Source organism: uncultured Roseobacter sp. (assembly GCF_947501835.1).
Classification (GTDB): Bacteria; Pseudomonadota; Alphaproteobacteria; order Rhodobacterales; family Rhodobacteraceae; genus Roseobacter.
This window is the reverse complement of sequence record NZ_CANMXR010000002.1, coordinates 1-20,357: the sequence shown is the minus strand read 5'-3', so window position 1 is coordinate 20,357 and position 20,357 is coordinate 1. Positions and strand designations below refer to the sequence as shown.

Here is a 20,357-nt window from a genome sequence, read left to right as displayed (position 1 = left end):
TGATCTCGGTAGGTAAGGGCTCACCGCAGACATTGAGTCCCGATGTTTCATCTCCCGATGTCGGCAACGCAGGACGAAGCTGCCGTTAGCTAAAGCGCAGCATCTGACTAGCACGATGGCGGCGACGCGGAACAAACCTGACGTTCAGTTGGATGGATTTAACAACCGCTTTTGGATGTGCCAATCTTTACGGTGGTCACTCAGAAATCGCAGCCTTGGAACGAACCGACTTTTTCATGAAATCAATGAATGCCCTAACTTTGGCAGGTACATAGCTGCTAGGAACATACAACGCGTGAAGCGGAAAAGCGTCCAACTCGAATTCAGACAGCACCTGAACCAACGATCCATCGTTCAAACCGTCTTTGAACACCCAAGTGGGACCCAGATGCAAACCCTTGCCCGCACATACGAGCTTTCGGATCGCCGACACACTGTTCACCGTGAGGTTGCCTGACATCTGCATTGTGGCTTGTTTTCCGTTCTGGCGCATCTTGATGACGGTGTTGTTCTGTTCCGGTCGATAGATGATGAACGGGTGCGTTTGTGCCTGGTCCGGCGTTTCCGGCACGCCATGTCTTTTGACATAGTCTTTGGACGCAACGATAACTCTTGTTACCGATCCAAGCCGCCGGGCAATTAGGCTGGAATCCGGCAGGCGCCCGATACGGATGGCCACGTCGATGTTTTGTTCCACGAGGTCCGAAAACGTGCTGCCAAGCAGCAGTTCAATTTTCAGATCCGGGGCCTGCTCTTGTAGCTGGCTCAGAACGGGGGTGACGAACTCGGCCCCGAAATCGACAGGTGCGGTCACGCGCAGTTTTCCCGTGGGCGTATCAACCAAGCCCGCAACGCGCGCTTCGAGGGCGGATTGCTGTTCGATCAGCGCCCGTATCCCCTCATAATATCGCGCGCCCGCCTCGGTCGGTGTCGAGCGCTTGGTTGACCGATGCAGCAGTTTCACGCCCAGCCTGTCTTCAAGGGCGGCAATCTTGCGGCTCACCGCCGAGGGGTCGGCATGCACCTGTTCGGCAGCGGCCTTGAGGCTGCCTGCTTCCACGACACGCAGGAAAAGCTGTTCGTTCGTTTCGATCATTAATTGCGTTTTTCGCATGTAGTAAATGATTTTTATGTATCTACATGAATAAAACTCCCCGCGCCATCTTCTTCTTCAAGGCAGGAATGATCTTGCTTCTAACCAAATGAAGAAAGAAAATGACAACCGACACAACTACATCCCCGACCTATGGCCGCGACCTTGAAGGCAAGGTCGCCTTGATCACCGGATCCGCCCGCAATATGGGCCGCGCCTTTGCCGTTTCGCTCTCGCAGCGTGGCGCCGATGTAGTGGTTCACCACCATTCGGAAAGTTCGGCAAACGACGCGGAAGAAACGGCGCGTCTGGTGCAACAGGGTGGCGCGCGCGCCCTGATCACCAAGGGCGATCTGTCCGACCCGAAGGCCGTCGAAGCAATCTTTGCCGAGGCAAAGGACGCCTTTGGCCGGATCGATATCGTGATCAACAACGCAGGCGTGGTGATCAAGAAGCCGTTTGCCGAGATCAGCGAAGCGGATTTTGATCGTGCCTTCGGGATCAACACCAAAGCGGCCTTCTTTACGATACTGGAAGCCGCCAAGCACATCGAAGACGGTGGCCGGATCATCAACATGGGCACGACCCTCCTGGGGGCGACCACAGGCATGTATGGGGTCTATGCAGGCTCCAAGGCGCCGCTCGAAGACTTCACGCGGGCGCTCGCCAAGGAAATCGGCAGCCATGGTGTGACGGTCAACGTTGTGGCTCCGGGTCCGATCAATACCGCGTTCTTCCACGGCGAGGAAAACGAGCAATCGACGGCCTATCTCAGTAACATGAGTGTCGCCGGACGCCTGGGTGAGATCACGGACATCGTGCCCTTGATTGACTTCCTCGCCTCCAGCAGCAGCAAGTGGGTGACCGCGCAGACGCTGTTCATCAATGGCGGGTTCCTCGCGCGGTAAAGCGCAGCGGACAATCAGCCCGGCGCGGATGATCGCACCGGGCTGAAGACACATCCCTGAAGGAGATATAAAATGAAACGCATTGCCACACTCATAGCTGCAACGCTGCTGCCGACCCTTGTCGCTGCACAACATGCCGCCATCGTCGACCCAACCAGCTGCACCGACACCAAGTTGCAAGTTCTGCTGGACCGTGAAGAAATCCGTCAGGTCATCACCAACTACGGCCTCGCGTTTGACATGCAGGACTGGGAACTGCACCGCTCGGTCTTCACCGACGAAATCCAGATGGACTTCACCGCCTCGCTTGGCGGCGGACTGCAGACCATGGCGGCCGACGATTGGGTCGGCGCGGTTCGGCCCTTCTTTGCCAATCTGAATGGCACACAGCACATTGCGATGCCGCTGACGATCACGGTTGAGGGGGACAGCGCTTACGTCCTTTCAATGCTGCACGCCCAGCACCACTTGCCAAACGCAAGGGGCGGCCCGGTGCAGACCATGATCGGGTACTAAGACAATTGGCTTGTCCGCACGGATGATGGCTGGAAGATCACCAAGATAGTCCATACCATCACCTGGAACGAAGGCAACTGGTACATCGTCGAAAAGGCCGCAGGATTGAGCGAATGACCGTCGCGCGGGCGCGCGATTGTGACCCGGTGCTAGGTCCACTGCTGAGCGCGCGTCAACGGCTTCTCGCTATCCAATGCTTGTGCACGTCCAGAAAGGCCTTAACGGCCTTCGTTTTCCGGTCCGATCTCCACATTAATCCGATGGAGATCGGATCGAAGCCACTGACAGGTCGGCGCGTCAAGCCCGCTGGTACATCGGGCAAGACATAGGATGCATGCAGAAAACAGCCCAAGCCATCGCGCACATATTCCGGACCTGTTGACGGTTGGGAGACGTGATAGGCAATGTGCGCCTCTGGGTGTGCGGACTGCATCAGGCGTAGCACCTTGTCGTAGAGCGGTGGGTTGAGATGCCGGGCAAAGGTGATCACGCTGTCGCCGGCGAGCCGGTCCAGCGGAATCTCGTCGAACTGCGACAAGGCGTGGTCCTCCGGGATCGCCGCCATCCAGACGCCGCTCATGGTCTCACGCCCCGCAAGATCGGGATGGTCCGGGGGCAGGAAGCCGACACCAACCTCGATGTCCCGGGCAACAAGCGCATGCAGCACAGCGTCGGAATGCAGCTCTGACATTTGCACGTCGATGTCAGTGTGTTTCTGCATCAGATCACCCAGGATCTGGCTCAGATGCGGGACCTTCAGGTACTCAAGAAATGCGATCCGCAGCAGGTTGTCCTCCTGCGCCGACAGGCGCTTGATCTCAGCCTCTGCCGCCTGCAATTGCACCAATGCGTTTTTGGCGGCGGGCAACAGGGTTTTGCCTGCCTCTGTCAGGCTGACCTTGCGCCGGTCTCTTTCAAAAAGCTTCGCTCCGAGCGATTTTTCCAGGGCGGCGATCTGTTGACTGAGCGCGGGCTGCGTCATCGCGACCTGTTCGGCCGCTTTGCGAAAATGCAGCGTCTCGGCGACCGCCACAAAACACTCATATCGCCTGAGCCCTGACATGGTTCAACTCTGCCAAAACAGCAATTGATAAGCAACGCCTATCACAGATCGTCCCATTCGAATTGGCAATCAACGGTTCACGCAGCGATGTTTGTGAGGACCAAACCAACACACAAAACGGAGAACCCAACCATGAAACCGCTCAACAAAATCATCTACATCGAAGCCTCGCCGCGCAAGGAACGCTCGCATTCCATCGCGCTGGCGACGCAGTTTCTGGCCGACATCCAGACCGCAAATCCTGACGTCGAAATCGACCGGATGGACCTGTGGGCCAAGGACTTGCCTGCCTTCAACGGTGCGCTGATCGACGCCAAATATGCTCTGCTGAATGGTGAGGATCCGTCGTCTGATCAGGCGCGTGCCTGGAAAAGCGTGACGCAGGTCATCGATCGCATCGCCGATGCGGACCTGATCGTGATCTCGACCCCGATGTGGAACTTCGGCGTTCCTTATGTCCTCAAGCATCTGATCGATATCATCGCACAACCCGGCTACACCTATCAGCCCCGTGCGGATGCTCCCTATGAGAACTGGGGGCTGCTCAGCGGCAAATCCGCTGTGGTGATCACCGCACGCGGCGGCACCGTCGCCCCTGGAACCGGCGTCGAAGACTGGGATTTCCAAGCGCGCTATCTCGACTATGCGCTGAAATTCATCGGCATCCGGGACGTCACGCAGGTGGCCGTTGAACTGACCGCCGTCGACAAGGAGCACTTGCCGGACCGGCAGGCCGCCGCGGCGCAAACGCTTTCACAACTGGCCACACGACTGACCAAAGCGGTAGCTGCATCCGTGGCCGCCTGACACACATCGAAAGGAGCAAGACCATGACACAGTTTTTCAAAACCACCGCCCTGGCATCGGCCATCGCCCTCGGCATTTCTGGCTGGGGACAGGCGCAGGATGCCGCGGACGACGCGCAATTGCGCCAATTGACCGGCGCCTGGGTGACGGGCTGGAGCACCAGCCCCGACGCCCCGTTCTCGATCGACCAGATCGCCGATCTCTACGTCCAGGACGAACGCCTGTTTTCGTATGACTTCGGCCGCCCGCACAACGGTGTAGAAGGCTGGGAAGCCGCATCGCGCTACTATGAAGGCTTCATGGCGCTGCCTGCGGAATGGACGCTGGTCCCCGCGGACGACATGCGTGTCACGGTCAGGGGCGACATCGCCTGGACCACCGTATCGCTATCTGGATCGGGCGCGATGCCCAACGGGGATCCGATTGCCTTTCCGGAGGCCCGCGTGACCCTGATCTTTGAAAAACAGGAAGATGGGGCGTGGCGGATCATCCACGAGCACGGCTCGTCTGCTGTTCCGTTCCCAGACGCAGAGACAACCCGGTCGCTGATCAGCGATGATGGTCAATGAGGAGCAAGGCCATGACGACGCCAATCCTGATCAACAAATCAGCGCTCCGGCGCGCTGTCCTTCTATGGACAACCGTCTTCCCCCTCATCACCCTGGTGCTGGCCCTGACCGGGCCAGTCATCGGGGACTGGCCGCTGATCGCAAGAACGTTTGTTCTGACGTTGATCGTTGTCCCGCTTCTGAACTTTTGGATCATGCCACGCCTGCTGGCGCGTTTCGGCCGCTGGGTCGAAGCCGTCTGAGACAATGCACAATGGAAAGGACTGAAATCATGACACAGCGCGCGCAGATTACGGAAGGCATGAACACATGGTTCGCGGCCTGGAACATCGGCACAAACGCATTCGATGTCGACAAGCTGCGCGCGCTGTTCTCGACCGGCGAGATCCATGTCGTTGACAACTTCGACGATAAGGTCGTGGTGCTAAAAAGCTTTGACGCCTACGCCCGCACTTGGACCTTGTCGGGGTTCCGCAGCTGGTCCATCGCGCCCATCGGAGAGCCCCAGATCCGCATATCGGGCGACCTCGCCGTCGTGACATTCGCTTTTGCGGGTGAAGGTATCTCCACCAGCGGTGGCAAAATGTCGGCAGCACAGCACGGCACACATGTCTGGGTGCGCGAAGGCGACGGATGGCGGATCGTGCATGAGCATCTCACGACCGACAAAGTCGAGAGCGCTATGAGGTCGCTGAATTCTGCAGCCTAGGTGGCAAAATGAGTAATCGCGGAAGCTCAAAAGCGGATTTAGTTGCCTTTTGCCGGTGCAGCAAATGTTCACGCAGCATTGGCTAGCTGTTGCGGCAGGTTCGTCACTGAGTTGCAGCTTTTGTCGTCAATGAAGCCGTTTGAACTTACCTGTACCGGTGGATTTCAAACCGACCTTTCGCTCTAAGATATTTGAACAGACAAGACGCGCGACGATACGGACATTGGACGGGGCAGCGACAAAGACCACTTCAGAAAAATCAACGACTTTGGAGGCACAGGTCGTACGACCTAGCCTCACATCGTCGCACCACCGTTTACCAGCATGTGCTGGCCGGTGATCCATGCGCCGCCATCGCCCGCCAGAAACGAAACCACCTCAGCAGTATCTAGCGGTGCACCGAGGCGTCGAAGAGGCGAAGCCGCGGCGGCCACCTCGCGCAGATCCGGCGCAGCAAACTGAACATGCCCGGTATCGTCGGGCCGGGCGAGACGGTATTCACGGTGATTTGTCGCGACCCCAGTTCCTCTGCCAGCACCTTTGCCCAGGTACGGACGATGGCCTTGCTGCCAGCATAGGTCGCCATGCCAGTGCTGGGAAAATCGACAAGCGAGGATGAGATAGCAATGATCCTGCCGTGATCGGCAACTGTTTTTGCGGCCTGTCGCAAGACTTTGAATGTCGCCTTGACGTTGGTGCCGAGGGCCGCGTCCAAATCCTCGTCGGTGATGTCCTGGAAAGCGGCGGCGGGCGCTCCTGCGCCAGCATTCGCCACGACGACATCCAACTGACCAAAGCGGTTCAGCACGGTCTGGAACAGGACCTCCACCTGTTTGGTCCGGCGCAGGTCAGCCTGAACGGAAATCGCTGTCCCACCGCGCGTCTCGATGGCGGCGACACAGTCGTCGGCACCGGCTCGGTTCGTACTCCAATGGACAGCCACCACCATCCCATCCGCTGCGAGTTTCTGCACGATGGCGCCACTGGCGCCGGTCACGAGGGCGACACGCGTCACCCTCGTTTCTGCTTTTCTCGACTGTTCCATATCAGGAACCAGCCGGGATCGCGCCGACCTGCTGCATCAGGCCAAGAGCATCCACGAACACGTTGTCTTCGGCGATCTTGCCGTCGCGCAGCCGGTAGAGGTGCATGACGTTCCAGAACAGAGGCTTGTGGGTCGCCTCGAACGGTCCCAGCGGTCCCTCATGCCTTCCGCCAAAGCGATCATAGACCATCACGATGTCGCCTTCCGCGATCATGTCGAGCGTTTCCGCTTTGACGTCGGGGATGCCCTTGTAGAACCCCTCATAGACGGCGCGCATGCCCTCCGGGCCGTGGGCTTCTTCGGGTGGAAGCGCCGCCACCGGCTTCAATACGAAGTTCTGCGTCAGCACCTCGGGCAGAAGGTCGAGGTTGCGGCCATTGAACACCTCTTCCAGCAGGCGGGTGACGACGGCTTTGTTGGCTTCGAGTGTTGAGTTGGTCATTGGTCTTCTCCGTTTGCTGTGGTGTGAAGAAGATATGGACCATTTGACTAATTGTGATAATCTGGCATTCAAGCGAATGAATATCCAGAATTCTGTATAATGAGATTGCTCCGATATGAGTGACCTCCGTGACAGACGCGCCTTCTGCCGGGTGGCTGAGCTGACATCCTTCGCCGCCGCCGCTCGCGATCTCGGCCTGCCGACGGCGACGGTCTCCGCCGCAGTCAAGCGGCTTGAAGATACGCTTGGTGTTCGGCTGCTGGAACGCACCACACGCAAGGTCTCGGTTACTGAGGACGGACGGACCTATTATGACCAGATTGCTCCCTTGCTGGATGATATCACGGATGTCGAGGCGCGGGTACACAGCCGCGCCGATACCGTATCGGGCCGGGTCAGGATCGCAGCCCCCCGACATCTGGCCTGCGCGCTGCTGGTGCCAAACATCGCGACCCTTGTGCGCCAACACCCGGAAATCGAGTTGGATTTCACACTGGCCGACGCCGCAGTGGATTTGGTGGGCGAAGCCGTCGATATCGCCGCCCGCATCGGTCCGCTGCCGGATACCTCCGCGAGTGCAATCCGCATGGGTGCATTCGAACAGGTACTCTGCGCCGCCCCGTCATGGATCGAAACGCATAGCACCATCGCACATCCAGATGAGACACCTGATCCACTTCCAATAGCCTACAGGTTCCCGGGATCAGCGCGCGGCTACCCTTGGGTGTTTACCAAGAGCAACGAGGTGATGGAGATCAATCCCCAAGCCATCATCCGATTCGACGATCTTGACACCTATGTGGAAGCGGGGCGCGCCGGGCTTGCACCAATCTGCGTCCTGTCGTTCCAGGCAGCAAGCTATCTGGCCGGTGGAGAACTCATTAATGTGCTACCGGACTGGCGTGGGGCAACCATCGACGTCCATGCACTCACCCCAGAACGCCGCCACAGATCTCGACGCGTCGAAGTTGTGCTCGATTGGCTGAGGCAATGCGTTGCAATCTAAAACGGGTGCGAGGCGTGTCTTAATGGAGCCGACGTTCGAGGCAATGCAGAAAATCGGTGCGTTGGGCTCAATGCGGTCGTCCGACGTTTTCGGTCAAGTTTGCGGACTGTCTCCGCGAGGTCAACGGCGGTAGGCGGGACAAACCTGTCGTTTGTTGTTTGTTCTTCAAGGTCCGCTTTGCACGCTTCCTAACTGCGACAATCACTCCGTTCGGTGAGAACCCATTGCACACATGATTGGTCTGACCCTGCAGCTTCGGTTTAATCGCGCCGTTGCAGGGAGGTGCCCATTCCGAATTAAGTCAGCAATCGCGGCAAGTAGCCCTCTCTTTGGTCAAAATCCGAACGTCACGGGATCATGCCGAGCCTCCGGGCGTAATCGCATTAGCGCTTTCGGCAGTAGGATATCAAGGCGCTCTTCTATCAGATGCGCCCGCACCCCAGCATAGATCGCGGCCAGCCCACAAAGCGCGATGATCCCAGCGGCGACATAAAGGTTGTCCCAAGCCTGAAACCAGTCACCAAGGTAGATAGCGAGCGCTAGCATGCCACCTGACACGCCTCCAGGGCGGCGAATATACACAGAGAAGAGCATCATCATCAGGCCGGTGGGCAGCAATAACCACAGATGCGGCGTGGATCTCGGAAAAGAAAAACTGAACACCAACGTAAATACGAGAAATGCAAAAAGCCCTGCTTTGTTCACCCAAAAGCCGTGGTTCCGACGCGCATTGAGGTCAAGCCACCAGCCAAGCGCGCAGCAAAAGACTGTCGCGAACAACCACAGTGAATAATCAGCGTACAGATGGTCAAGCTGTTGGCCATAGAAAATGTCGGTGATGTACATACCAAGTACGCACAAAACCCCAAGCCACGCAGGCAGAAAACTGCGGGACCCGATCAGGATTGCCGAGACTACCAGAATCGGGAAAAGCGGTAAGTACATCGTCTGCAAAATAATCGGCACATCTTCCAGACTGTTCCATGCTTGCCCTGGCCCGTTTAGCCCCCAATTGGCATGTAAATACGCCGCGACGGCGAAGGCCAAGGTAACCCCCATTCCTGTGACCAATAGTGATGACAAAAGGCGTAGACCAAAGCGAGGCTGTACCACCCTGTCCAAAGCAAAAAGTCCCCCGCTGTATACCAGGCACACCCAAGTCAGACGCTCCATATCGCCTTGCGAAATCTCTGCAGCCAACAAAGTCAGGGCAAAAACGATCAAACTTACCCCGCAGAGCCAAAGCAAATGCACCATCGATAGGCGTAGGCCGGATTGCTGCGCATCCAGCTTTTCAATGGCTTTGCGTTGCGCTTCGGAAATGATACCGCTTTCGACCGCTATGCGTAATTGTTCCATTGCAAACTCCACTCCCCTAGCTTGAACTATGTTCATGAACATAGTTCAAATCAACCCGAAACGTTACGTCAAACCAATGAAGAGCGCCTGTGCCACTCTCACCCTTGGCAAAAAAACTACCTTTGGTTTGGGTGGCTTTTTTCGGCAACGACTTGAGAAACCGGACATTCGTGCAATCAGCAGCATAAAGTAGTTTGGATGGCAGCGCTTTCAGTTGGCCTTGGGACTGACGCTGCTTTGATCAGCGTAGCTACAGCGACACTTGGATGTGCTCTGATCGGGTTTCTCGTTTACGCGGCCTATTCGGCTGCCTTTCCGCTTTCGGTTCTCATGAATAGTTACTTGAGGTTCCGTCGTTGGATCGATGGAGTTGTTTCGGCTCTATTCGCCATTGCAGGGATCGCGCGCATCCGGTCAGCTTTTGCAAGAACATGACAATGCCCAGTGGTGGCATGCTGACTTGCGCGCACGCGAAAGCGCCCCATTGGGACTGAGTACTCAATTGGTCAGGTACGCGCTCGCAGCGGTCGTCGGACTTGGCGCAGCATCGCATCTAGGTCGGTTCCTACGAACATTGAGGACGGCCCAATCCAGACATTGAATGCTGCCTTCACTTTCTGCGGTCTCAGTCCGCCTTGCAGACCGTCGCTGCAAGCGCGATCCCTGGGGCAAGGCTAAGTTGCAGTTTGCTGACGAAACCGACCTTCGCAGCAAATGCGCCAATGGGCGGCGTTACTGGTCTGAAGTGAATGAAGAAACGTTCAGCCTAAGATTAACGTCTTTCGGAACGGCGAAGCGGTAAATTACGCGCTCGACCAAGCTGATGACAAAAGTGGGGCACCGATTGATTTCAACCCCCTCTTGTTTTGGGGGCATGTGTTTAGAATCGCCCTGAAGCACCGCCTCCACCAGAGCGGCCACCACCGAATCCGCCTGAGCTGCTGCTCTTTTGCGGGATGACAAAGACGTGCGTTTCGACATGGTCGCAATTTACGCAGCGCCTTGTGCGAACGCCGGAGCCGGACATCGTTCGGCTGGCTGGCATTGTTGTCTGGCGCGTTTGCCTTAGGCCGCGCTGGCCACAGCTAGGGCATTTTCGTACTCGGGCCAGTTGATCACCGATAAGGCCGCGCCCATAGCTTAGCACCGCGAAAGCACCAAAAAGAACCAGTGCCCAATTGTTGAGTCCGCCAGATCCGCTGCGCGGGTCTTGCCCGGCAAGGAAAGGCATGACGATTTCGTCAATCGTGGCCGTGGTACCTTCTTGTAGTCCGCGCACGTAATCGTCGTTCGAAAGAGCGGGTACGAAGCGATTGTCCACCACCCTTTTAGCGTCTCTGTCCCAATCGTTTGAGTAGGCCGCACCAAGTTCGATGCGCATTTCGCGGTCTTCGGTAAGGATAAGGATAAGAACACCGTTATTGCTGTCGCGGTCGCCTATGCCCCATTTGTCAAAGAGCCCCGTCGAGAACTCTTCGAGCGTTTGGTTTGGGGCATAGGGGCGTTTGCTTTCGAGGGTTAGCAACGACATTTCGACCCCGGTTTCGGCCTTTAGGGCGCGAAGCTGGGCCGCGATTCTCGCCTCGATGTCGGCTGGAAGAACTTGCGCGTAGTCGTTGACGGTTGTGCTTTGATAGATCGGATAGGATTGACCGAGGGCAGTGCTTGCCAAAAGACTAAGAACCAGAACAAAACTCCGCAATTGCTTACCTTTCATGATTTCAGCTGAACTATATGTATGTATTCATTAGAAAAATTCTATGTTCTTTAGCGGGTAATCGAAGGGCAAAATTCCCCTAGGTCAATTTGTGGGGCAAATTTCTTTTTGGGTTTTACTCCAAGTGTCTGACGCCGAATTGGTTCGGCCGCATATAAGGGTCAGCTACGGGTTCTTCGCTGTCATCCAATGCAGCGCAGCATCCGTAACCGAGTGGTACTGGGAGCATCGAACGGCCCTGAGCAGACAGTCGCCATGACATCTCAATGCCGCGGTCGCAGCCCGCATTGCCGCCATTCGCTGCGAGTGCAAAGTATCAACCTAGTCGCATTTACGAACTGCGGACAGAATGGACATTTGATCATGGCGCTCAATTGCCACTTGCTACACTCAATTTCGACTCGGATATGGACCAGCACGGCTTATCTGAACGTTGGGCGTGCGAGCTTGCCTATCTGCATCTGTCAGTCTTCCATGATCGGGGCGATGACGATTTGCGAAAGTGGCTGCAGGAATTGGCAAATGAACGACCTGAACGTATGACCTGTATGTTTCTGATTGGTAAGACGATGCAGGTATGCAACCGCCAAGACACTGGTGTCCCCCAGCTTCTTGATTTGTTTACGAACAGGCCCTATGCTTCCTTTGTCGCCTATGAGCGGGTGAGCCTGATTCGTCAGGCAATACGGTGACCATATCGCTTCGGCGGTTCTCTGTGAGACGCAAGATGGACTCGCGCACTTCTAGACTACGGACGTAGGCCCCATGTGGGCCTATTTTCGTTTAGGCCCTCTTGATCTTGGTTGCGGGACGCAATGGAAGAACCCGATCTTTTGCCCGTGCCATCACCATTCGAGGGAACTTAACCGGCGACGCCCAACTGGTCATGCCAGGCTTTGGGTAGGCAGAACTGACGTTGATCACAACATCAACACCATCCTGATTTGACTTATATGATCGAAAAAACACGACATACGGAACGGAACCTCCATCAGCAGCAGCGGTTCGGATGAAAAAGAAGCTTTCCTTTTGGGTGTGATACACCGTTTGGTTGCCTAAGGTTTGGAAATACTGCGGCAAGGCTGCCGAGAGAGCATGACGGTCCACGCAGAAGGCCCGAGTTTCCCCCGCAAAGGAGTATCTCACATCTACATGATGCGCGGCTGCGTCAAATTTTTCCGTAAAGCAATGACAGGAGAAATGGATCAGCGTCCGAAAGGTTTCACCTTCGAACTCAACATCGATGGTCAGCGCATCGAGATGCGTCATGTCATAGGTGACACCGTCGAGAACTTTTGAAGGAAACTTTGGCATGGGCTTGGATTAATCTGTCGTCTTGGGGACAACACGCAGCTTCGACTTGCCCTTCTTTGAAGCTTTTGCGTCCCGCGCGGCTTCGAGAGCCTTGCGCTCCTGGATTTTCTCGGCCGCAAATGGGGTCGCTTCTGTGATCAGCCCTGTGAATTCATAGAGGTTGGTCTTGCTGCCGACACCGGGCACGCGCCGCTCAATGCGCCGGATCAAACCACCGGCTTCCATTCGCGCGATGCGACGCTGAATCGTTCTGGGTTCCCGACCAATGGCATCTGCAATGCGTTTTTTGCCCGGGTGAGGCAGATCACCGGCCTTCCACCAGTACGAGGCAAGATGGAGCAGGATATTGATATCGATCGCATCAAGACCAAGCGCTTTTTGGCGCTCAAAGATAACGTTCGGGATCATGGTCCATCCCGCGTCTAGAAGTGGCTTTGTCCACTTCTTCTCGTTCTCACGCAAATGCTTCGTGTTTTGTTCGGTTTTCTGCTTCGCCATGTTGATCTCCAATTCGCCTGTTGAACTCGATATCGGGCATGCGCAGTTGGAAAGCAAATCGACTGGGGCGACATCAGTGTCTGGGTCCTGGTTTGTATTGGATGTTCATCACTTCGTCTACGTGGATGGAGTGTGGTTGAATGGATACAGCTTTGTAGGATACTCATGTCCCGCCTGGGGGCCACTCGTGTCTGGGAGTGGAGAGGCGTTGATGACCTGCTGGGTAGGCGTTGTTGCCTCCAGGGTCAGCGTGCTTTTCTGCTATTTTTGAACGCTGTTGTCCAAATCGCATCGGTCCAACACCCATATCATACCCCCGAACAAAACCCTTAACCACCACAAACTCGCGTGTACGCGTCTGACGAAGACCGCGGTGCCCGTAATCCACTTGCGTCACGGTCCAAGAAAGAACTGGGCGCAAATCGCGATCAAAAGGCAGGTGACGCGGCAGACAACCGCACTGTCAATACAGCCGGAGGCGGCGGTTTATTTCCCGCACAGGCAATCTGCATCTGGGATGATCTCGCAATGCTGTCAGGCCGTCGCGCAAGTCTTCAACCGGGCAAGCACCGCTGTTTTGCAGCTGATCAAACACCCAAAGTACCCCATACATCTCAACCCGTTGGCTTTGGGCTTCCATGCGTAATGCACCATCACCCGTCAAAAGCGTCCATCCTCGCTCGGCTGCGAGCGAAAATGCACACACATCCGGGATCGAAAGCACTGCCCTATTTCGACGCAGAAGAGCAGCGCGTTCAACTTCATGTGGTTCGAGTTCCACGATGCGTAGCCCCAGTGCGACCAGATCCGGACCGATCCAGTCCAGAAACTCTTCTTTGTAGAGAATATCCGGAACAACAAATTCAAAGGGAAGATCAAAGAGCCTCGTGGTCAAAGAGGCTCTTTCGACGTCAATCAGAACAGAGGTATCAGATACAAGGATTTTCACCCTGCCTTTATGTCACATGGTCCAACTGTTGTTCCAGCTTTCGCACCGGTATTTCCAAAAGTTCGGCTGCTCGCGACAAACCGATAAGGTCTTCCGACAGGGCGCGGAAACACAGGCGCTTGAACCGTTCAGGTTCTTCGACATCCCACTCCAGCGAATTTGGTTCTTCAAAGGGCTCGCTTCGCCATCCGCGTTCTTTATAGATACTGAACAGCCGTCCAAATGTGGCCTGAGAAATGATACCCAGATCCTTGCATCGGTATGTCAACGCCTGGATGCTGACCCCAAAGCGATCCTTGAGGCTTATTAATTCTCCCAAGCTGATTTCCTTGCGCTGCGCGCCGATCTCCTGCCGCAAAACCTCTGCTGGGATCAAAAAGGCTCCGGCAAACCGGTTGGCAGCGCGCTCAGCATCACAGTCTGGCATGACATTGAGCACGATATGACCAAGTTCATGTGCAAGGCTAAACCGCTTGCGTTCTGACCAGGTGTGTTTCCGGATCATGATGATACGGCCAGAATGCTTCCCTTTGCGCGAAACCTTTGCTGCGAGACCATCAACATTCTCAATATCGAGCGAAAACACCTTGATGCCATGCTCTTCCAAGAGCTCTGACAGCATCGGGATTGGATCCTTACCCAAAAGCCACGCATCCCGAAGGCTACGCGCCGCATCTTCAGCATCGCGCGGTTCCTCAACCCGGTACGGAGCACCTTGAGGCGTGTCCCAGTCTTGGCTCGACAGGTTCAGCAAAGATTCAACGGCCAGATATTTCTCCACACGGCTCAAGGCCTGCGCCTCGATCCTGGCGACCTCCTTGGCAGAAGAGCTTGCCGATTTTCGAAACTCAACGCCCTCAAGCTCCAACTCGTCGTCGCTCAATAAAAAATCCACGGAGACCTCAAGCGCGCGCGCTAACGCGATCAGCACGGATGACCCCGGCATATCTTCGTTGCGCTCATATTTGCCAATGGCTTGCGCTGAGACCTTGTTTTGCATGGCATCTGACAACGCACGCAACGACAGGCCCGACCCTGCCCTGGCACTCTTGAGGCGTTTACCGATCATGACTATCTCCCGCTAGTGGGTTTACATAACTAAAGATATTATTTATTTTGTAAACCGCAACACTCGAAAATGCGGCAAATTGTATCTATGTGCATAGCATAAACAGAATGTAGGTGCAATTTTGTAAACCGACTAAAATAGGCCGCGACCATGAGCAGTGACAAAAATGACAGGCAGATTCGCCGTATTCTCTCCATTGATGGAGGTGGGATCAAGGGCACCTTGCCGGCTGCGTTTCTTGCTGGTCTGGAGGAAGACCTAGGTGAGCCGATCGGACAATATTTCGATCTTATCGCAGGCACATCAACTGGCGGGATCATCGCACTGGGCCTTGGTTTGGGGCGCACAGCAAAAGAGCTTTTGGAGCTCTACGAAACCCGCGGCCCGGTCATCTTCGACCAGGAAGAGACTGCACAAGCACCGCCCGGTAGAGCCAGGCGCTTTATGCGCAAACTTCGCGCCGGTCGCCGCCACATCATGCAGCCAAAACATGATGCCTCAATCCTGGAGCGCGAGCTGAAAGCCGTTCTCAAAAATGATGTGATCGGCCAGTCGAGCACTCGGCTGATAGTCCCGGCCTGGGACGCTGATCAGCGCAGCCCATACATCTACAAAACTGCGCACCACCCTCGCCTTCAAACTGACTATCGCAAAACCGCACTGGATGCTGCTTTGGCGACAGTGGCTGCACCCACCTATTTTAGACGTCACCGCACGGTCGACGATATTGGACTGACAGATGGTGGCACATGAGCCAACAACCCCACGGCCATCGCGGTCCTAGAGGCGATAACCTTGCTGGGATGGCATCCCTCGGATTTGCGGGTTCTCAGCCTGGGCTGTTTGGATGAGGTCTACATGCTGCCCGAAGAGCCGGGCATCGCTGGATTGAACCTTAAAGTTCTCGATCTCTACGCCGATGGCCAGTCAAATGGGGCGCTTGGAATGGCGAAACTTTTGACCGGGCACCCCTATGACGGGGACCGCATATTCCGATACTCGCCCACGGTCCCAAGTGGCTTTTTCTCACTGGATGACACGTCGAAAATTGGACAGCTTAAGGGTCTTGGCATGTCTGCGGCACGCAACGCCAAGCCGCATTTGGGACCGATCTTTTTCCAAGACCCCGCCGCGCCATTTGAACCCGAATATCAGATTATGGAGGATGCGGCATGAACCAGGTGTTGCGACAGCCCCTGACCGACAGTGACATCCTCAGGCGTTCACAGGTCTTCTCAATCCTTGATGAGATTGGCGAAGCTTTGGACCTGACCGAAAGCCAGTTCGAAAAAGCACGGCAAAGCTACGGTGCAGTCGGTGACTGGATTTCGGGTTCAGATGACCAGTTGCTGGCCAGCGCTCATGTCTACCTTCAGGGATCGAGCGCCCTCGGTACGGCGGTGAAACCTATTCGTCGCAGGGAATTTGACGTCGACGTCATCTGTTTTTGTGCCGGGGTCGCCTCGGGCGTCTCCCCCGCTGTGCTGAAAGCCGCCGTTGGTAACCGGTTGAAAGAACATCGCACCTATGCGCGCGTCCTCGAAGAGAAAAAGCGATGCTGGCGGCTCGACTATGAGGGCGACTTTCATCTTGATCTGTCACCTACGATTTCCAACCGGTTTTGCGCCAACAATGGCGAGCTGGTCCCCGATAGGAGCTTGCAAGAATGGCACCCCACGAACCCGCGTGCCTATAAGGTGCTGTTCGACGAGCGAGCCGCGCTCAAACCCACACTTGTACGTACGCGCGTCGCCATGCAACGCGATGAGGCGACAGTTGAGCCCTTTCCTGTCCGTGAAACAGTGAAAGGCATCTTGCGGCGCACTGTCCAGTTGCTGAAGAGACATCGGGATACGTTCTACGAAAACAGCACTGAAGAGATCGCGCCAATTTCCGTGATCATCACCACGCTGGCGATGCGCGCCTACGCGTATTGCGTGCGGCGCCATGTGTTCGAGGACGAACTGGATGTGCTGGTCGAAACGATCCGTATGATGCCCCACTTCATCGAACGACCCATTCTTGACGGCCAACGCGCTTACGCCGTTTGGAACGAGACAACAAATGGTGAAAATTTTGCGGATAACTGGAATAAGGATGAGCGGCGGGCACCGACATTTTACACTTGGCACCGTAAAGCATTGTCGGATTTCGAGAGCCTGCGGGATGCAGTCGGCCAAGATCGTCTGTCTCTCAATATGGAACGCTCCTTTGGCAGCCGCGTTACCAATCAAGTTTTCGACACGCGCAGAGGAGTAATATCGACCGGCCGCAAAACCGGTGCCCTTGCAGTCGCACCACTCATCGGTCTCACCACCGAAAAAGCAACGGCTTCAACATCTGTGCCTCAAAACACGTTCTTCGGCGACCAATGATCGGACGTGGTGGAAAGCAAGATTTGACGCTGTCGCAGCAACTCCTGTTTCTACGCGCGAACCCCGCGACCGATGGCGACGGAGCGGTAAGGACCAATGCGCTTGCATGGCACATGTCAGTCCAGCCAACCCCATTGGCACGCACCTATCAGGCCTCAATCCAGTATGTGCCCGGCAAATGCCTACTGTCCGCGTCAACGAGCCCGATCTGGAACTCCTCGCCCAAGATCGCGACCTCCCACATGTGTACAACGATCCGCTGCGATTGTGCCTCTACCTGCCCGGAACCTGTGAGTGGGCTGCGACAAAGCGGATCGATCAAACGATCATCCCATGGACATATCTTTGGCTGTATTACTTTGAGGACTGGCTGGCGACAGATGATTGGAAAGGTGGCGGCCAGCATCCTGGCGATGAACCACATGATCCTTGCAACCGCGCGCTGCGGCGCGCGCTTGCAAGGTGAAAGACCAAGACATGGCCAGCCCGTTGATGATCAATTTTTTAAGGCCGCGGCGGCCGGGATGTGGGTGCTTGAACCTTATCGCCAGATCACCTACTCTGTTACCAGCTTACATAGGGGCTGGCGCGCTGTAATTTACAGGTTGGCGCAGCAGGTGAAAACCAACCCTGCGAACCTGATACGGGCCCAATGGATCCTGGTTTGCCTAGCCCACACACAAATTTCGGTTTGCTCTCTCATCTTGCGCATTTGCCGGATCCTACCAATGGGCCCATGGTTTAAACTGGATCTGCCAAGTGCTTTTGAGGAAAGAGCTGATGACAACACACTCCGACATGCCACATGGCGAAACGCTCGCTGTTAAGTTTGACCAACTCTCCAAAGGTATCGACCGCGTTTTGGACCGCTGGACGGGTGACAACCGTCCAACCAAACTCACGCTACTCAATGATTTGGCTGCCTCTATCCGCCCAGGAGCGAACTGGAGCGCTTTGAAAGCTGACGCAACTAAGGTCGCGGGTACCCCTCTTGCGACCTCTCACGCGTCTCTGATCCCAATGGTCAAGACGCCTGAGGCGGACTTTCCGGCGCGCCTTTGCCCTGTCAGATCAGGAGAACACGATCTTCCCCTCGCCGAGTTGATCGAAGAAGTGCAGCCATTGTTCTCACTCCATCATGACGGAGACCCAATCATCGGACTGGAGCTGAGCGTTACCGATGGCAACGGATATTGTGACGCATCGATTTACAACCGACTGATCGTGCTGAGGGATGGTGTGGCGCGGGTAGACGGCGTCCATGCCTATGACTTGTCCCCCGATGCCGCACGCCTGATCTACTGCGCCATTCAAAACCTGCAATCCACCGAGCTCTACCCGGTCTTCGCGCAATCTGCTTGTGGATCTCTACGGGTGTTGATCGGGCCCACCTCCTGCGCTGTTTCGCTCCCGGAAATCTACGCACGGGGAGCGCCTGCAAGTCTTCCATCTCAGGGGCTACGGGTGCTCTTTGATGAAGGTGATGTGCCCTCTGCGGGCAATGTCGATATTGCGTTGCGCCTGGCCTCAGCCGCCCTGCCCCATCTGGGTCTGGGGCAGTTTCCAGCTGACGCGCCGGTCCAGTTCAAACTGTCAGAACCTCTCACGGGTGTCTGGGCCTCAGTTCCATTCGATTTTTCAGACGCTCTCGATGACCGTCCGATGTTTCGCGAGCCCGGAACTCAGGATTGGACGCATAACGCGGATCTTCTCTATGACGCAGGAATCCAACCGCACGGAACGCTGGGGGAATCCTTGGATCTCGCCCTGGCTTTGATCGATGTGGATGATCCCTATATCTACCTGAAGGTATCGCTCATATCCGGCCCCAAAAACCCAAGAGGATCCTCTGGTCTGAAACCTGGCTGGCGCGGTGGTTTCCACCGCGCATGGGAGGTTTTGCGTCTTCGCCACGGCCATCCCGCTGAATGCTTGTCGCTTGACGCGGCAACCCGGCAGCGGTTTGAAACGGGCTTCAATGGTTGGGCACTCCGCGAAGGCTATAGTCTGACCGATGATCCGTCATTGGTGAAAGCCGAGGCGTTGATTGCCCGAGACAGCCGCCGCGCGTCACATCACTTAAAGCAGGTGGCTGCCATCATGGAGGGCGCTGACCCAACGGATGACGCTTTGATGAAATCGCTTGAAAGCTGACCCTTTCGGTGCTCCGCCGCGCGATGCGGGGCACCGCACGTTTCTCATCCGCCGCTGTGCCGCCGACAATACTCATTCCGGTGCATTTTTTTCCGCGTCGGCAGATCACATTGCGATGCAACCTGATTGCTGCACAGATTGCCGCCCTTCAGCGTCTCCATGCACAATGCGCGCCCGTCTGAGGCCTGCCAGTCTTCATATTCCGCCGGCTCAATGCCTTGTAGCCTGAGCACATAATCCAATCCCTCTTCAAGGTAGGTCACGACTTGCTCAGGTGTCAGGTTGACATGCGTTGGACGGCAGAAGCCGCCTCCAAATTGCACAGAGACCACCATCCCTGCCTCTTGCATTGCACGCACCGTCTCTATGTCGAATTTTGTCATTTCTTTTCTTTTGCTCCGAAAACAGAGGCGTGCGTGTCTCTTCGAGGATCAGATCTACACGACACATCCAATATGGAATTAGCATTTTGCCAGTTGGTATCTTGTAAGTCTATCTGAAGAGTTGGAGTAGGGGCTGGCCCCAGTACACGTGCAGCGCATCGCGCTCCAAAGCCAAGGGTCCGGAGTTTTTCTCTCCAACAAGGAAGGCATCCCTTCCTTGTTGGAATAATTTCGCTACCGAATGTCTGCTTTTCAGAGGAACTGGCTAAAGTGGTGCTGTTGCAGCGAACGTCTCCTATCCGCCTATTTTGTTGAAGAAGTCGCTTTGATTTGGGAGGATGGCCGCCTCGCTGCGTTGGTCGCGGGCTTATTGTTCCGCCC

At 55.9% G+C, this 20,357-nt stretch carries 25 protein-coding genes; 13 read left to right on the top strand and 12 right to left on the bottom strand.

Translation table 11 applies throughout. The features are described from left to right. Positions 1–196 precede the first annotated feature (196 nt). Positions 197–1,096, bottom strand: a complete 900-nt coding sequence (locus tag Q1A20_RS03990; RefSeq protein WP_299401832.1) for a LysR family transcriptional regulator — start codon at positions 1,094–1,096, stop codon at positions 197–199. A gap of 119 nt (positions 1,097–1,215) precedes the next feature. Between Q1A20_RS03990 and Q1A20_RS03985 the strand changes: the two genes are divergently transcribed. After that, the gene (locus tag Q1A20_RS03985) at positions 1,216–2,001 is read left to right on the top strand and encodes an SDR family oxidoreductase (RefSeq protein WP_299401835.1); all 786 of its coding nucleotides are present in this window, start codon (positions 1,216–1,218) and stop codon (positions 1,999–2,001) included. Positions 2,002–2,073: 72 nt separating this feature from the next. Continuing rightward, a complete protein-coding gene (locus Q1A20_RS03980) occupies positions 2,074–2,517 on the top strand; it encodes a nuclear transport factor 2 family protein (RefSeq protein ID WP_299401837.1) in 444 nt (147 codons plus the stop codon). Positions 2,518–2,689: 172 nt separating this feature from the next. Here Q1A20_RS03980 and Q1A20_RS03975 read toward each other — a convergent pair whose 3' ends face one another. Next, the gene (locus Q1A20_RS03975; protein WP_299916044.1) at positions 2,690–3,580 is read right to left on the bottom strand and encodes a LysR family transcriptional regulator; all 891 of its coding nucleotides are present in this window, start codon (positions 3,578–3,580) and stop codon (positions 2,690–2,692) included. 132 nt (positions 3,581–3,712) lie between these two features. Between Q1A20_RS03975 and Q1A20_RS03970 the strand changes: the two genes are divergently transcribed. From Q1A20_RS03970 to Q1A20_RS03955, 4 genes are read left to right on the top strand one after another with little or no spacing between them, the layout of a single operon-like run. Next, positions 3,713–4,387 (top strand): NAD(P)H-dependent oxidoreductase, encoded by a 675-nt coding sequence (locus Q1A20_RS03970; protein WP_299916042.1) that lies wholly within the window; start codon positions 3,713–3,715, stop codon positions 4,385–4,387. 23 nt (positions 4,388–4,410) lie between these two features. Then, the gene (locus tag Q1A20_RS03965; protein ID WP_299916040.1) at positions 4,411–4,956 is read left to right on the top strand and encodes a nuclear transport factor 2 family protein; all 546 of its coding nucleotides are present in this window, start codon (positions 4,411–4,413) and stop codon (positions 4,954–4,956) included. 11 nt (positions 4,957–4,967) lie between these two features. Beyond that, positions 4,968–5,198 (top strand): hypothetical protein, encoded by a 231-nt coding sequence (locus tag Q1A20_RS03960; RefSeq protein WP_299916038.1) that lies wholly within the window; start codon positions 4,968–4,970, stop codon positions 5,196–5,198. 29 nt (positions 5,199–5,227) lie between these two features. Further along, positions 5,228–5,665, top strand: coding sequence for a nuclear transport factor 2 family protein (locus Q1A20_RS03955; protein ID WP_299916037.1), 438 nt, complete (start codon positions 5,228–5,230; stop codon positions 5,663–5,665). Positions 5,666–5,961: 296 nt separating this feature from the next. Here Q1A20_RS03955 and Q1A20_RS26120 read toward each other — a convergent pair whose 3' ends face one another. From Q1A20_RS26120 to Q1A20_RS03945, 3 genes are read right to left on the bottom strand one after another with little or no spacing between them, the layout of a single operon-like run. Then, positions 5,962–6,099, bottom strand: a complete 138-nt coding sequence (locus tag Q1A20_RS26120; RefSeq protein ID WP_367180871.1) for an SDR family oxidoreductase — start codon at positions 6,097–6,099, stop codon at positions 5,962–5,964. Then, a complete protein-coding gene (locus Q1A20_RS03950; RefSeq protein ID WP_299916035.1) occupies positions 6,054–6,680 on the bottom strand; it encodes an SDR family NAD(P)-dependent oxidoreductase in 627 nt (208 codons plus the stop codon). The genes Q1A20_RS26120 and Q1A20_RS03950 overlap by 46 nt, the downstream gene beginning before the upstream one ends. Before the next feature lie 31 nt (positions 6,681–6,711). Further along, on the bottom strand, positions 6,712–7,152 hold the full coding sequence (locus tag Q1A20_RS03945) for an ester cyclase (protein ID WP_299401844.1): 441 nt from the start codon (positions 7,150–7,152) through the stop codon (positions 6,712–6,714). Positions 7,153–7,267: 115 nt separating this feature from the next. Between Q1A20_RS03945 and Q1A20_RS03940 the strand changes: the two genes are divergently transcribed. Further along, positions 7,268–8,158: a LysR family transcriptional regulator gene (locus Q1A20_RS03940; RefSeq protein ID WP_299401845.1), complete on the top strand. Its 891-nt coding sequence runs from the start codon at positions 7,268–7,270 to the stop codon at positions 8,156–8,158. A gap of 333 nt (positions 8,159–8,491) precedes the next feature. Here Q1A20_RS03940 and Q1A20_RS03935 read toward each other — a convergent pair whose 3' ends face one another. Together Q1A20_RS03935 and Q1A20_RS03930 are read right to left on the bottom strand one after the other, a co-directional pair. Continuing rightward, positions 8,492–9,517, bottom strand: a complete 1,026-nt coding sequence (locus Q1A20_RS03935) for a hypothetical protein (protein WP_299401846.1) — start codon at positions 9,515–9,517, stop codon at positions 8,492–8,494. An 880-nt stretch (positions 9,518–10,397) separates the two neighbouring features. Continuing rightward, positions 10,398–11,234, bottom strand: a complete 837-nt coding sequence (locus Q1A20_RS03930; RefSeq protein ID WP_299401848.1) for a YgcG family protein — start codon at positions 11,232–11,234, stop codon at positions 10,398–10,400. Between the two features lie 266 nt (positions 11,235–11,500). Here Q1A20_RS03930 and Q1A20_RS03925 point away from each other — a divergent pair, with 266 nt between their 5' ends. Then, complete coding sequence (locus Q1A20_RS03925) at positions 11,501–11,926, top strand: hypothetical protein (RefSeq protein ID WP_299916032.1); 426 nt, start codon at positions 11,501–11,503, stop codon at positions 11,924–11,926. Between the two features lie 91 nt (positions 11,927–12,017). Here the strand turns inward: Q1A20_RS03925 and Q1A20_RS03920 are convergent, their stop codons facing one another. The 4 genes from Q1A20_RS03920 to Q1A20_RS03905 all read right to left on the bottom strand — a co-directional run bounded on the left by Q1A20_RS03920 (position 12,018) and on the right by Q1A20_RS03905 (position 15,064). Continuing rightward, positions 12,018–12,548: a hypothetical protein gene (locus tag Q1A20_RS03920; protein WP_299916030.1), complete on the bottom strand. Its 531-nt coding sequence runs from the start codon at positions 12,546–12,548 to the stop codon at positions 12,018–12,020. A 9-nt stretch (positions 12,549–12,557) separates the two neighbouring features. Continuing rightward, positions 12,558–13,058, bottom strand: coding sequence for a helix-turn-helix domain-containing protein (locus tag Q1A20_RS03915; protein WP_299916028.1), 501 nt, complete (start codon positions 13,056–13,058; stop codon positions 12,558–12,560). Positions 13,059–13,509: 451 nt separating this feature from the next. Further along, positions 13,510–13,941: a hypothetical protein gene (locus Q1A20_RS03910; RefSeq protein WP_299916026.1), complete on the bottom strand. Its 432-nt coding sequence runs from the start codon at positions 13,939–13,941 to the stop codon at positions 13,510–13,512. A gap of 61 nt (positions 13,942–14,002) precedes the next feature. Continuing rightward, entirely contained in the window at positions 14,003–15,064 is a 1,062-nt protein-coding gene (locus tag Q1A20_RS03905) for an XRE family transcriptional regulator (protein ID WP_299916024.1), read from the bottom strand. 150 nt (positions 15,065–15,214) lie between these two features. Between Q1A20_RS03905 and Q1A20_RS03900 the strand changes: the two genes are divergently transcribed. From Q1A20_RS03900 to Q1A20_RS03880, 5 genes are all read left to right on the top strand, one after another. Beyond that, positions 15,215–15,817: a patatin-like phospholipase family protein gene (locus tag Q1A20_RS03900; RefSeq protein ID WP_299916022.1), complete on the top strand. Its 603-nt coding sequence runs from the start codon at positions 15,215–15,217 to the stop codon at positions 15,815–15,817. A gap of 42 nt (positions 15,818–15,859) precedes the next feature. Further along, on the top strand, positions 15,860–16,240 hold the full coding sequence (locus tag Q1A20_RS03895) for a hypothetical protein (protein WP_299916020.1): 381 nt from the start codon (positions 15,860–15,862) through the stop codon (positions 16,238–16,240). Beyond that, positions 16,237–17,439, top strand: a complete 1,203-nt coding sequence (locus Q1A20_RS03890) for a nucleotidyltransferase (protein ID WP_299916018.1) — start codon at positions 16,237–16,239, stop codon at positions 17,437–17,439. The genes Q1A20_RS03895 and Q1A20_RS03890 overlap by 4 nt, the downstream gene beginning before the upstream one ends. 178 nt (positions 17,440–17,617) lie before the next feature. After that, a complete protein-coding gene (locus Q1A20_RS03885; protein WP_299916016.1) occupies positions 17,618–17,905 on the top strand; it encodes a hypothetical protein in 288 nt (95 codons plus the stop codon). A 314-nt stretch (positions 17,906–18,219) separates the two neighbouring features. Then, positions 18,220–19,593 carry a hypothetical protein gene (locus Q1A20_RS03880; protein ID WP_299916014.1) on the top strand — a complete coding sequence of 458 codons (1,374 nt, stop codon included), beginning with the start codon at positions 18,220–18,222 and terminating at the stop codon, positions 19,591–19,593. A gap of 44 nt (positions 19,594–19,637) precedes the next feature. Here Q1A20_RS03880 and Q1A20_RS03875 read toward each other — a convergent pair whose 3' ends face one another. Further along, positions 19,638–19,976, bottom strand: a complete 339-nt coding sequence (locus tag Q1A20_RS03875; protein WP_299916012.1) for a hypothetical protein — start codon at positions 19,974–19,976, stop codon at positions 19,638–19,640. Positions 19,977–20,357 lie beyond the last annotated feature (381 nt).